The sequence below is a fragment of the Pseudomonas sp. Pmew2 genome, assembly GCF_058129885.1.
The window spans coordinates 3,209,797-3,222,080 of record NZ_CM176702.1 but is presented as its reverse complement, the minus strand read 5'-3'; the positions used below and the strand labels follow the sequence as shown (position 1 = coordinate 3,222,080).

Here is a 12,284-nt window from a genome sequence, read left to right as displayed (position 1 = left end):
GTCGTGGCTTGCCCTCTATAAGTGGCGATGTTGCGTTACGGCTATGGTTTGGCGTTTTCAGGCTTCCAGCCGAGCAACTTGTGTTTGAACCCGTAACTGGCAACCTGGTAATAAGCGATGGCACGAGTGATCAACGGATCATCGCTGGTCGCCTTGCTTTCGACACTTTCTCCCAGCGCATTGTCGTGACGACGCAGGCCTTGGCGGGGGCTGAGGATCGCAAGGTTGTTTCCGTCAAACAGGCCCAGGTGCTGGTAATTGCCGACTACCACGCGAGGCGGCAACGAGGTGTCCAGAAACAGGTTGCGGCCGAAGAACGTCGATTGATAGTCCAGGTTCAACAACCCCAGCAAGGTGGGCGCCAGGTCGATCTGGCTGGCCAGACGGGATATTTCTGCCGGCTGGATCAGCTTGGGGGCGTAGATGAACAGCGGGATAGCGTAGTTATCGATAGGCAGGTCTTCCTTTCCGGCGCTGCCCGCGGTGTGGTCAGCGACGAAGACGAATATTGTGTTGTCGAACCATGGTTTCTGGCGCGCGTCCGCCAGGAACTTGCCAATGGCGTAATCGGTATATTTCACTGCGCCATCACGGCCGTTACCCGACGGGATGTCGATACGTCCTTCGGGATACGTATAAGGGCGATGGTTGGACGTCGTCATGAGTTGCAGCAGGAACGGTTTTTTTGCCGCAAAATCGGCATCCGCCAGGTTCAGCGCCTGACGATAAAGGTCTTCGTCAGCCATACCCCAGGCATTCTTGAAGTGAATGTCCTCTTCCTTGACGCTGCTCTGATCAACGACGCGATAACCGTTGCCGCTGAAAAAAGCATTCATGTTGTCGAAGTAACCACGCCCGCCATAAACGAAAACGCTGTCATAGCCCACATGGGCCAATTGCTGACCCAGGCTGGCAAAACCACTCTCACGACCCACGCGCTTGACCACCGAGCGCCCTGGCGTGGGCGGAATGGAAAGGGTTATTGCCTCCAGACCACGGTCGGTGCGTGTACCTGTGGCGTAGAAGTTGTTGAAGTAAAGACCCTGTTTGCGTAGCGCATCGAGGTTGGGCGTCAGGTTGCGTGTGTCGCCATTGCTGCCCAGGTGTTTGGCACTGAGACTTTCGATGGTGACCAGTACGATGTTAGGCGTGCGTGGCGTTCCCGGGTTGTTGATCCATTGCAGGCTGATACCCGCGAACAATAGCAATATGCACTGGCGGCAAGACGACCACGATAGGACGGCAGGGGCGCTTTCACTGCTGCGGCTACTGCTCGACTGATCAGCAGACTAACGACGATAGCAACCAGCGCCAGAATGCCGAGCAGTTTACCAACAGGGTAGGATTCGAGAATGTTATTGAGTACTTCATCGGAATAGACCAGGTAGTCCACCGCGATAAAGTTGAACCTCCCCCCGAACTCATCCCAGAACAGCCATTCGGCGACCGATACAAACAGCATGACGAATATACTTAACGTCATGACTCCCTGAAGGAACCAGCGGTGCCCGCGGGCACGCCACAACACCGGCGGGCAGAGGAAGACGTAAATGCCCAGGGGGACGGCAGCGTAGCTCAGGAATGCAAGGTCGTAGAGAAGTCCTGTTGCGAAGGTCGCGAAAAACTGCGTTCCTGCTTCATCCATATGAGTCGAAAATAAAAAAAGGCGTGTCAGAAAGAAAATGATCAGCCATGTACCAGTCGCCAGCAGCAAGAATCGGGCTGGGGCTGTTGAATAAATCCGCATTTGTCAATTCCTTGGACGGGAAAAATCTGAAATTTCAGGGTGAAGTGTTGAGCATCAGCGTCTACTGCTGCGGCATGAAAGTTAGAAGAGTTTTTCGCGTTGTCAAATTTCTGTAATCATAAACACACGCGGAAAGACAGTGCATCCTGCACGCTCTATTAATTAGTGTTAGCCAATTATTTATACACAAGGGTGAGTATTTGGTTGCGCAGGCGTGAAAAAAATGTTTAAGAGCTGTTCAACAATTATTCAACAACTCACTGTTTATAATTTGTCGTCCTGTTGCCTGTCGGTATCCTCTTTCTCGTCAAACCGGTATCTCCCTTGATGACTTCTCGTGTGCGTTCGCCGTTGCTGTTACTGCTGGGTGTCTTGCTGTTTTTTCTCGCACTGGGAAATCACCAGTTGCAAAATTCGACGGAACCGCGCGTTGCTGGCATCGCCATGGAAATGCACTTGAGTGGCAACTGGATTACGCCGAAATTGAACAACCAGCCTTTCCTGGAAAAACCGCCGATGAGTGTGTGGCTGGATGCGGCGGCTATTCGGGTGTTCGGTCCTGCCCCATGGGCGGTGAGACTGGCTTCTGCCTGCGCCGGCCTGCTCAGCGTGTTGCTGCTTTACAGCATGCTGCGGCGTTTCGGCCGGCCGGTATTCGTGGCCTGGGTAGCTGCTTTCATGCTGGCGACCCAGGCCAGCTTTTGGAGCAATTCGCGGCAAGTGGGCGAGGACGCCTTGCTGGCGCTGGGGGTAACCACGGCCTTGCTGGCATTCTTCCATGCCAGTAATCGCCTGCGTGGTGACGGACTCTCTACAGGGCCCTGGTTGCTGTTCACGCTGGGTATCACACTGGCGACCCTGAGCAAGGGCGTGCTGGGGCTGGCAATGCCGGGCGTGGTGATTTTCGCCTGGCTTGTTTGCGAGTCGTTGCAGAACAAACGCATTGCTATTGCTCACTGGTTGCGCCCGGCAATGTTCACCCTTGTTGCTCTGACTCCGCTGCTCGTGTGGCTGTGTTTCCTGTACGGACAGGGTGGCACGCAGTCATTGAAGGACGTGCTGTGGACCAACAGCGTTGGACGCTTCAGTGGTTCCTTCGAAGAGGCGGGGCACTACGAACCTGCCTATTACTACCTGACAAAACTGCTTGAAGCATTTTTGCCATGGAATATCCTGGTTTATCTGGGGTTGTGGCATTTTCGAAAGCAGTTAATGGCCAATCGTTATCTGCTGTTCTTCGCCCTGTGGCTGGGCGCGCAGTTCCTGCTGTTGTCGCTGGCCTCCAGTAAACGCATGGTTTATCTGATGTCGTTGGCACCTGCGGCGGCAGTGATTGCTGCGGAATATGCTTTTGTTCTGGGTGAGCGATTGCAGGCTCGCTCGGGACGCTCATTTTTTGCGGCGTCTATCGTGAGGAATGGAAAGGCGCTCATGGCTGCAGGCGTTGTGCTGGTTGTAGCGAGCTATCTAAGTGCAGCCCTATGGCTCGCGCCACAAGCCGACAGGCAGTTGTCATTTCTGCCGCTGACCGACAAAGTCCATACCTTGCAGTTGCAGGGACGGCAGGTTGCCTTGTTCCAGCCCAGCGAACGGCTGGCGGGGCCAGCGTGTTCTATAGTCAGAGCCTTCTGAAAACACTCAATAGTAACGCTGAATTGACTGGTTTTCTTACCAGCGCTGACGGCAATGTCGCTGTGATGGAAAGCATGCAGCCACCCGAACCGCCTCTGCAGATTGTTGACAGCGTAAAGGTCGGGGATCGTGTCTACTATTTCGTCAGTCAGGCACCAGGGGCAGGGGCTGTCAGTAACTGACAGCCCCTCTGTACGGCGGGCGGAGCAGGGCCATTCATATGGCCTGACTGCTGGTTAACTGGTCATAGGGTGTCCACCGCTTCTGCGGGATTGGCAGATCGCACGATTCACCACGACCGATGGGGAAGTAGTGAAAGCCGCGCTTTGCCAGCCGTTCGGTGTCATACAGATTCCGGCCGTCGAAGATGATCGGTGCATTCAGCCGCTGCTGTATCTGCTCGAAATCCGGGGCTTTGAACTGTTGCCACTCGGTGCAGATGATCAGCGCATCGGCATCGTTGAGAACGGACTCAGGTGTTCCCATTAGAATCAGGTCCTTGCGATGACCATATATGCGTTGGGTTTCCTGCATGGCCTCGGGGTCGAACGCGCGCACGCTGGCCCCCGCGTCCCACAGCGCTTCCATGAGCACGCGGCTGGGGGCATCGCGCATGTCGTCGGTGTTGGGCTTGAATGCCAGGCCCCACAGGGCAAAGGTCTTGCCGCGCAGGTCGCCCTGATAGAACGCGTTGACCCGCTCGAACAGTTTGTTCTTCTGTCGTTCGTTGATGGCCTCGACCACCGACAGCAGGTCATTGGAGCAATGCGCCTCTCTGGCGCTGTGAATCAGGGCGCGGATGTCCTTGCCGAAGCATGAGCCGCCATAGCCGCAACCGGGGTAGATGAAGTCATAACCAATGCGTGAGTCGGCACCGATGCCCAGCCTGACGGACTCAACGTCTGCGCCCAGATGTTCTGCCAGCTCGGCGATCTGGTTGATGAAACTGATTTTGGTCGCCAGCATGCAGTTGGCGGCGTACTTGGTCAGTTCGGCGCTGCGCAGGTCCATGAACATGATGCGGTCATGGTTGCGGTTGAACGGTGCATACAGCTCGCGCATGACTTTGCGCACCGCTTCATTTTCGCAGCCGATGACAATCCGGTCCGGGCGCCGGCAATCGTTGACCGCCGAGCCTTCCTTGAGAAACTCGGGGTTGGACACTATATCGAACTGCAACAGGCGACCGGCCTGACGCAATACCTTGTCGATATGGCCTCGCAAGGCGTCGCCACTGCCGACCGGCACGGTGGACTTCTCGACGATGATCAGCGGCTCGCAGCGATGCCGGGCAATGGCTTCGCCTACCGCAAAAAAACCGCCGAGATCGGCCGAGCCATCTGCTCGGGAGGGCGTGCCAACCGCGATGAAAAGCACCTCGGCATGCTCCACCGCCAGTCGCTCGTCGGTGGTGAAGTGCAGACGTTCATGATCCAGATTGTCACGCACGAGATTGGCCAGTCCAGGCTCGTAAATGTGTACCTGACCCTGACGCAGTTGATCGATTTTGGCCTGGTCAATGTCCATACAGACAACATCATGGCCGACTTCGGCAAGTACGGTCGCCTGTACCAGACCTACATATCCGCTACCGAAAACGCTGATTCTCATGGGAAAGATCCTGAAGTGACGGGCTGGAGATGCGCCGCAGGTTGATGGTCAAGACACCTGCCACGATCAGCGTGACACCCACAGTTTTCGATACCGTGAACGTCTCGTGGAAAAATGGCAGAGTTGCAGCCAGCGTATAAACCAGTGCATAGCTGATACTGAGGAGCGAATAGGCACGGCTGAGGGGCAAATCGCGCAGCGCCAGCAGCCAGAAAAGCATGGAGAGTGCATAGGCTGTGATCGAGGCGCAGATGACGGCGATGGCACTGGACTGAACCTGCCCGATGTCCTGCAGGTCGAGCCATTGTCCAGGTGAGGGCAGGCGGCTCATGCTCCAGCGCATGCCCAATTGCGCCGAACTGACCAGTACAACGCTGGTCAAGGCGCACATCGTTGCGCTACGGCGAGTCATGCCTGACGTCCCAGCTGAAATACGCCGACAAGGATCAACGCGATACCAAGCCAGTGCTGTGGGTCAACCGGCTCTTTGAAAACATAGCGTCCCACCAGGGTGATCAGCACGAAGTTGAGGCCCAGCATGGGATACGCGATGCCTACATCCATGCGTTGCAACACCAACAGCCAGACCAGCAGACCCAGCCCGAGGCAGGCGATCGCCAGCCACAGCCACATAGAACGCAGTGCAGCCAATACGCCGGGAAATGTCTCGCGCCAGCCTTCCACGGCGTACTTTTGCGCGATCTGGCCCAGGCACGTCAGCAGGCATGCGCCCAGGAGCATCTGCCAGGTCATGGCGCTGACTTCTCATAAATGAGGATGGCCAGGTTGCCTTCGTCGTAACGCTGGCCATCCTTGGGAAGCAGTTCAAGCTCCCGCAACTCCTCATCACTCTTGCCGCGCATGATCACGCCGACCCGGCCTTCGCTTCGGGCTTTTGTAACCCAGGCGTCGATGCCCTGCAGACGGACTTGGCGGCCCTGTACATCCGGATAGCCCAAGCCGTATTCAAGCTCGCCCCAGGTATTGAAAAGCGTAATGTCCGGTCGTTTCAGGCGCCACGACAGGGCAGAGGCAGCGCCCAGATCATTGCTCAGCAAATGTGTACAGGCTGCCAGCTCCGCTTGATGTCTGGCGACAAACTGGTCGGGAGTCTTGTTGTACACCACGTCGTTTGGCAGGGCCGCGGGCAGCAATACGATCAGCAACCAGCTTCCCACCGCTGGCAGCGCCCAGAAGGTCAAAGGGCGGATGCCTTGCAGGGCGTTGGTGAGCGTCCACCCGGTAAGTACGATGACCGCCAGCAACAAGTGCATCGGTTCGTTTTCGTACAAGGGCTGTTTCAACTGCACGTAGATCAGCGCTAAAAGTCCGAGGAAGGTCAATGCTGCGTTAACTATTCCGTTAACACGCAACGCCCTGCCACGGCCTTGATTGAGACGTTCGACCAGAGCGTCAGCCATGAGCAATGCCAGCGGCAGCAGGCAAGGCAGTATGTAGGTCGGCAATTTACCTTTGCTCAGGCTCAGAAATGCCAGCGGCAGGACCAGCCATAGCAGCAGGAAGGCAGTATCGGGCCTGCTTTTTCGTTGCCAGGCCTGCTTAAACGTCACTGGCAGCAGCAGCGCCCAAGGCAGGCACGCGGCGATCAGCAGAGGCAGGTAGAACCACCAGGGTTGGGCATGCTGCGCATTGTCCCCGGCAAATCGGCGAATGTGCTCGTGCCAGAAAAAGTAACGCCAGTAGTCGGGCTCTTGCTGGTGTACCGCCAGCGCCCATGGCAGACAGACCGCAATGGCAATCACCACCGCAAGCGGGCCGAACCTGAGCAGTTCAGTCAGGCGTCTTTGCCATAGCATGTAGGGCAGGGTGATGATGGCCGGTAACGCCCAGGCCAGAAATCCCTTGGTCATGAACCCCATACCGCAGGCTACGCCGACCACCGTCCAGGCTACCAGGCGGGCTCGGCCGATGCTGTGCACGGCGTACCAGAACGTTACCAGCGTCAAGTTGGTCCAGAGGGTAAATTGCGGGTCGAGATTGCTGTAACCGGCCTGGCCGGCGACGAAACCGAAACTCATGAAAAGCAGTGCGCTGGCAAAGCTTTTGCGCGGGTCGCTCCAGATCTTTCCTGCCAGCAGGTAGGCCAGCAAGACACTTAAACCGGTGCTTATCGCCGAAGCAATGCGCACGCCGAACAGGTTCTCGCCAAAGACCGCTTGGCCCAAGGCAATCAGCCAATAGCCGGCAGCCGGTTTTTCAAAGTAACGCAAGCCCATGAAGTGCGGGGCGATCCAGTTGCCGCTGTGAAGCATTTCCTGGCTGATCTGGGCATAACGGGTTTCATCGGGAATCCACAAACCATGTAAACCCAGCGGTAGCAGGTAGGCCAGCAAGAATGCCGCTAACAGGAGTGCGCCATCACGGTATCTGGAGTGCATCACTGTTGCACTCCCAGCCAGCCTTCGCGACCGGGCAAGTGACCGCGAACAACTTGTCCGCAAGGCAGTTGCTCGATGGATTCCGGCAGCAGCTGGCCCAGCGGGTTGAACTCGATTTCCCGTGCATCGGCCTGCCTTAAAAGCTGCCTGAAGCCGTCCGCCATGACAATGCCTTCGACTTCAGCATGAATGGTGTAGACGTTGAGCCGTTGCGCAGCGAAGCGGTTGAGGATGTATTCGTTGAAGGCACCTGGCTGGAGCTGTGGGCCGACCACCTCGTCGAAGGTCGGCAAGTCCACCGGGATCTGCGGCGTGCCGAGTCTGCCATCAGCCAGTAACGGGCGAAACAGGGTAGCGCCGCGACAGTCGCTGTTGTAGCGGAAGCCAAACGCCTGCTTGGCCTGCACGACATGCTGGTCGGCACGCCAGCCGGCTGCTGCGGAGCAGATCACCGGGTTGCCTAAAATGTCGCTCAGACAGTCGACCCCACGGTGTATCTGTGCGGTCAACTGGCGATCGTTCCAGCGTCCGGCATTGGCTTGCCAGCCATGGTGATCCCACGCATGCAGGCCGACCTCGTGGCCTGCATCCAGAGCGCGACGCATCAACGGGCCAAGGTCGCGTCCGATCGGCTTGCCTGGCCACGCAGTACCCGCCAGCAGAATATCCCAGCCATACAGGCTCGCTGCTCTGGATCGAAGCATCTTCCAGAAAAACGTCGGCCGTGCGAGACGCCACAGGTGACGTCCCATGTTGTCGGGGCCGACGCTGAAAAAGAACGTCGCCTTGACCTGAGCTTCATCGAGTATGTCCAGCAACCTTGGCACGCCTTCACGGGTGCCCCTATATGTGTCGACATCGATTCTTAAGCCTGCCTGCATCAGCGCATATCCGCCTTTTCAGCCATGGCTTCGCGAAGGAAGAAGTCCAGGGTTTTGCCAATCGTTTCGCTCAGCTCGATACCTGGTGTCCAGCCAATCAACTGTCGGGCGTTGTCGATACTCGGTTTGCGATGGCTGACATCCTGATAACCCTTGCCATAAAAGGACTGGCTTTCTACTTCGCGAAAGCCTGCGAATGGCGGGAAGTTGCCGCGCAACGGGTGCGCTTCGAACTGGCGCAGCAGCTCTTCACCCAATTGGCGAATGCTGGCTTCATTGTCGGGGTTACCGATGTTGATGATCTGACCATTACAGCGCCCATCACGATTTTCGATAATCCGCGCCAGCGCCTCGATACCGTCGGCGACATCGGTGAAACAGCGCTTCTGGGCCCCGCCATCCACCAGCCGAATCGGCGTACCTTCCACCAAATGCAAAATCAGTTGGGTGATGGCCCGAGAACTGCCGATACGCGCCGAGTCCAGTCGGTCCAGGCGTGGGCCCATCCAGTTGAACGGGCGAAACAGGGTGAATTGCAGGCCTTTCTGACCATAGGCCCAGATCACGCGGTCCAGCAGTTGCTTGGACACCGAGTAGATCCAGCGCTGCTTGTTGATCGGGCCAACGATAAGGTTCGATGTGTCTTCGTTGAAGCTTGCGTCCTGGCACATACCATAGACTTCGGACGTTGACGGGAAGATCACCCGCTTGTTGTACTTCACGCAGTAACGGACGATCTTCAGGTTTTCTTCAAAATCCAGCTCAAACACCCGCAACGGGTTGCGGGTGTATTCAATCGGTGTAGCGATGGCCACCAATGGCAGCACCACATCGCATTTCTTGATGTGATACTCGATCCACTCGGTGTGGATGCTGATGTCGCCTTCGATAAAGTGAAAGTTCGGCTTGGTTCGCAGGCGCTCAATGGCGTCTGAACCGATGTCCATGCCGTAGATGTCGTAACGATCTTCCTGCAACAAGCGTTCTGACAGATGATTGCCGATGAAACCGTTGACGCCTAGGATCAGCACGCGGGTACGGCGGGCCGGGCGGCGCTTTTCTGTATCGAGCAGTTGCGAGCCTTCCACCAGCCCGAACTCGCGAGCCAGTTGTGCCCCACTGAGGTACAAGCCGTTGTCGCCGCGCTGCCCTGCGTTGATCACCAGCGAACCCTCACCGCAGGCGATACGCAATGGGTCGTGACTGATGACCGTGCCGGGTGCTTCGCCGTTGTTGCCTGCTTCGGCACTGGCGGCCCAGACAATCAACTTGTTTTCGCCTACCGCGCAAAATGCGCCAGGGTAGGGCTGCGTGACTGCCCGTATCAGGTTGTACAGTTGCGTGGCCGGAAGCGACCAGTCGATCAAACCGTCGGCCGGGGTGCGGCGACCGAAACAGCTTGCAAGGGTTTCGTCCTGCGGCGTGCCTGAAAGTTGCCCGAGGGCAAGCAGCGGTAGCGTTTCACTAAGCAGGTCAGCGGCGGCTTCACGCAGTTTGCCGTGGAGCGTCAAGGCTGTATCGGTGGAACTTATCGAGACGCGTTGCTGAGCGACTATCGGCCCTGCATCGGCGCGCTTGACCATCTGATGCAAGGTCACGCCGGTCTCGCTTTCGCCATTGACCAGCACCCAGTTTGCCGGCGCTCGTCCGCGGTAGCGTGGTAACAGCGAGCCATGCAGGTTCAATGCGCCTTTGCTGGCACACGCCAGTAGAGGCTCACCGAGCAACTGGCGGTAATAGAAGGAAAAGATGAAGTCAGGGGCCAGTTTGCCGATGCGTTCCACCCACAAAGGGTGATTAGGGTCCTCAGGAGCATGCACGGGAATGCCATGTCGCGCACACAGCTGCGCCACGGAACCGAAGAAGGTTTTTTCCCTGGGGTCGTCGGCGTGAGTGAAAACTGCAGCAATTTCATAACCTGCGCCCAGCAGCGCTTGCAGGCCGACACAGCCAATATCGTGATAGGCGAAAACGACAGCTTTAGGGCTCATGGCGCAACCTTGTTCATATAGGGAGTTACAGAGGAATCAACGCTTTCGCTGACAACTTCGGACGAGCTGCGCACGACTTTTTCAATGAAGAAGCGCGGGCGCGCGCGGACATCGCTGTACATTCGGCCCAGGTATTCACCCAGTAATCCCATACCGATGAACTGCCCTCCGGTGAATACGAACAACACCGCAAACAGCACGAACGTGCCGTCACCGGCCCATGGCGCACCGAAGATCAGACGCAGAATGATCAGTAACGCAGCGAACAGCACACCGAGCAGCGCCATGCTGAAGCCGATAATGCTGAGCAGGCGCAAGGGCGTAGTGGTCATGCAGGTGATCAGGTCAAACATGAGGTTGACCAGGCGCATGGGGCTGTATTTCGAGTCGCCATGTTCACGTTCAGCGTGATCGACCAATACCTCCGTCGTGTGCCGCGCAAAACTGTTGGCCAAAATCGGAATGAAGGTGCTGCGCTCCCGGCAGGCCAGCATTGCATTGACAATCGTGCGCCGGTACGCGCGCAGCATGCAGCCGTAATCACTCATAGCCACGCCGGTGGAACGCTGTACTGCCACGTTTATGATCTTTGATGGCCAACGTCGCCATGCGGAGTCCTGACGATTGCTGCGCACTGTGCCGACAACGTCATATCCCTGCTCTGCAAGCGCCACCAGCCGGGGAATTTCCTCGGGAGGGTTCTGCAGATCAGCGTCGAGGGTGATTACCACATCACCTTTGCACTGCTCGAACCCAGCCATAATCGCTGCGTGCTGACCGTAGTTACGATTCAGAATCACCGCAACGAAGGGGCTGGCGCTGCGCTCGGCGGCCTGCTGAAGAATCTCTGCCGAGTCGTCGCGACTGCCGTCATCCACCAGCACGATTTCGAAGCGGTGATTCAATTGTTTACAGGCCGCTTCAGTACGCCGTAGCAACTCGGGCAAGCTCTGGCGCTCGTTGTAGACAGGGATGACAATCGACACAAACTTGATTGGGTAGGGTCTCAATGGCTGGATTCCACGGTCGATTCAATGGCACTGACAACCCGCTCGACATCATCCAGCGTCATGTCAGGGAACAGGGGGATAGAGCAAAGCCTTGATGAGTTCCATTCGGTGTCTGGCAGGCAGACGTCAGGGAAACGCTTGCGGTAATAGCTGTGCAGGTGAGTCGCTATGAAGTGGATGCCGGTGCCGATGTTTTGAGCCTGCAAGGCCTTCATGAACGCGTCGCGATCCAGCCCGCAGCGCTCGGGATCAATGCGCAGAATGAACAAGTGCCAGGCGTGATGCTGGGCGTAGCGGGGCAGGGCGAGGGGCAGGACCGGGCTCGCGGCCAGTCGTTCGAGATAGTGGCTGGCGAGCGCCTGACGCTTTGCATTGATTGCGTCAAGGCGTTGCAACTGCACCAGGGCGATACTCGCATTCAGGTCGGCCAGGTTGTATTTGAAGCCTGGCTCCATGACTTCTGCCTGTGGTTTGCGACCCAGCGTCAGCCGGTCGTAGGCGTCGACACCCAGACCATGAAATTTAAGTTGGCGCACCCGATCAGCCAGTTGTGCATTGTCAGTGACGAACATTGCACCTTCGGCACAGGTCATGTTCTTGATCGCGTGAAATGAAAATATCGCGGTGCCTTGGTTGCCGATCGGACGACCCTTGTAAGCGGTTCCGGTCGCATGTGCAGCGTCTTCTATCACCGTAATCCCGTGCCGATCTGCCAGCGCATAAAGCGGGTCGAGATCGAATGCGGCGCCAGCGTAATGCACCGGCACGATCGCTTTGGTTCGTGGCGTGATGGCTTCCTCAATGAGCGCGGCGCTGCTCATCAGAGTGCCACGGTCGACGTCGACAAAAACCGGAGTGGCCCCCAGCAGGCAAATATTGGTATCACCTAAAACTATACTAAGTGCATCAGATTAGAGGTAAAACCTAGCTCTACCTCCCCCCTAGGGATGCTCCGATCAACTTGCCGCGCAGCGGTGGCAAGCCGTAATTTGCCAGGCACATAGCGCTATTTT

The 12,284-nt window shown here is 57.2% G+C and carries 7 protein-coding genes and 3 pseudogenes; 1 reads left to right on the top strand and 9 read right to left on the bottom strand.

From position 1 onward, the window contains the following. Positions 1-41: 41 nt before the first annotated feature. Positions 42-1,747: pseudogene (locus AC4ANK_RS14610) on the bottom strand (LTA synthase family protein). Positions 1,748-2,074: 327 nt separating this feature from the next. Here AC4ANK_RS14610 and AC4ANK_RS14605 point away from each other — a divergent pair. Further along, a pseudogene (locus AC4ANK_RS14605) lies at positions 2,075-3,561 on the top strand (ArnT family glycosyltransferase). A 34-nt stretch (positions 3,562-3,595) separates the two neighbouring features. On the opposite strand, the gene AC4ANK_RS14600 reads toward AC4ANK_RS14605, so the two are convergent. The 8 genes and pseudogenes from AC4ANK_RS14600 to AC4ANK_RS14565 form a co-directional block, all read right to left on the bottom strand. After that, entirely contained in the window at positions 3,596-4,990 is a 1,395-nt protein-coding gene (locus tag AC4ANK_RS14600; protein WP_002553510.1) for a UDP-glucose dehydrogenase family protein, read from the bottom strand. Continuing rightward, positions 4,968-5,402: a 4-amino-4-deoxy-L-arabinose-phosphoundecaprenol flippase subunit ArnF gene (arnF, locus tag AC4ANK_RS14595; RefSeq protein ID WP_002553511.1), complete on the bottom strand. Its 435-nt coding sequence runs from the start codon at positions 5,400-5,402 to the stop codon at positions 4,968-4,970. Before arnF ends, AC4ANK_RS14600 begins: the two co-directional genes overlap by 23 nt. After that, the gene (gene arnE, locus AC4ANK_RS14590; protein WP_002553512.1) at positions 5,399-5,743 is read right to left on the bottom strand and encodes a 4-amino-4-deoxy-L-arabinose-phosphoundecaprenol flippase subunit ArnE; all 345 of its coding nucleotides are present in this window, start codon (positions 5,741-5,743) and stop codon (positions 5,399-5,401) included. The genes arnF and arnE overlap by 4 nt, the downstream gene beginning before the upstream one ends. Continuing rightward, positions 5,740-7,389 carry a lipid IV(A) 4-amino-4-deoxy-L-arabinosyltransferase gene (arnT, locus tag AC4ANK_RS14585; protein ID WP_002553513.1) on the bottom strand — a complete coding sequence of 550 codons (1,650 nt, stop codon included), beginning with the start codon at positions 7,387-7,389 and terminating at the stop codon, positions 5,740-5,742. Before arnT ends, arnE begins: the two co-directional genes overlap by 4 nt. Further along, positions 7,389-8,270: a 4-deoxy-4-formamido-L-arabinose-phosphoundecaprenol deformylase gene (arnD, locus tag AC4ANK_RS14580; protein WP_002553514.1), complete on the bottom strand. Its 882-nt coding sequence runs from the start codon at positions 8,268-8,270 to the stop codon at positions 7,389-7,391. Before arnD ends, arnT begins: the two co-directional genes overlap by 1 nt. Then, on the bottom strand, positions 8,270-10,261 hold the full coding sequence (gene arnA, locus AC4ANK_RS14575) for a bifunctional UDP-4-amino-4-deoxy-L-arabinose formyltransferase/UDP-glucuronic acid oxidase ArnA (RefSeq protein WP_031597972.1): 1,992 nt from the start codon (positions 10,259-10,261) through the stop codon (positions 8,270-8,272). Before arnA ends, arnD begins: the two co-directional genes overlap by 1 nt. After that, complete coding sequence (gene arnC / locus AC4ANK_RS14570) at positions 10,258-11,271, bottom strand: undecaprenyl-phosphate 4-deoxy-4-formamido-L-arabinose transferase (RefSeq protein WP_002553515.1); 1,014 nt, start codon at positions 11,269-11,271, stop codon at positions 10,258-10,260. Before arnC ends, arnA begins: the two co-directional genes overlap by 4 nt. Beyond that, a pseudogene (locus AC4ANK_RS14565) lies at positions 11,268-12,146 on the bottom strand (DegT/DnrJ/EryC1/StrS family aminotransferase); the annotation flags it as partial. The pseudogene AC4ANK_RS14565 and the gene arnC, both read right to left, overlap by 4 nt. Positions 12,147-12,284: the final 138 nt, after the last annotated feature.

Bases quoted from the DNA above. Each gene is read 5' to 3' on its own strand.
- AC4ANK_RS14600 (WP_002553510.1), bottom strand. From the start codon at position 4,990: ATGAGAATCAGCGTTTTCGGTAGCGGATATGTAGGTCTGGTACAGGCG.
- arnF (WP_002553511.1), bottom strand. From the start codon at position 5,402: ATGACTCGCCGTAGCGCAACGATGTGCGCCTTGACCAGCGTTGTACTG.
- arnE (WP_002553512.1), bottom strand. From the start codon at position 5,743: ATGACCTGGCAGATGCTCCTGGGCGCATGCCTGCTGACGTGCCTGGGC.
- arnT (WP_002553513.1), bottom strand. From the start codon at position 7,389: ATGCACTCCAGATACCGTGATGGCGCACTCCTGTTAGCGGCATTCTTG.
- arnD (WP_002553514.1), bottom strand. From the start codon at position 8,270: ATGCAGGCAGGCTTAAGAATCGATGTCGACACATATAGGGGCACCCGT.
- arnA (WP_031597972.1), bottom strand. From the start codon at position 10,261: ATGAGCCCTAAAGCTGTCGTTTTCGCCTATCACGATATTGGCTGTGTC.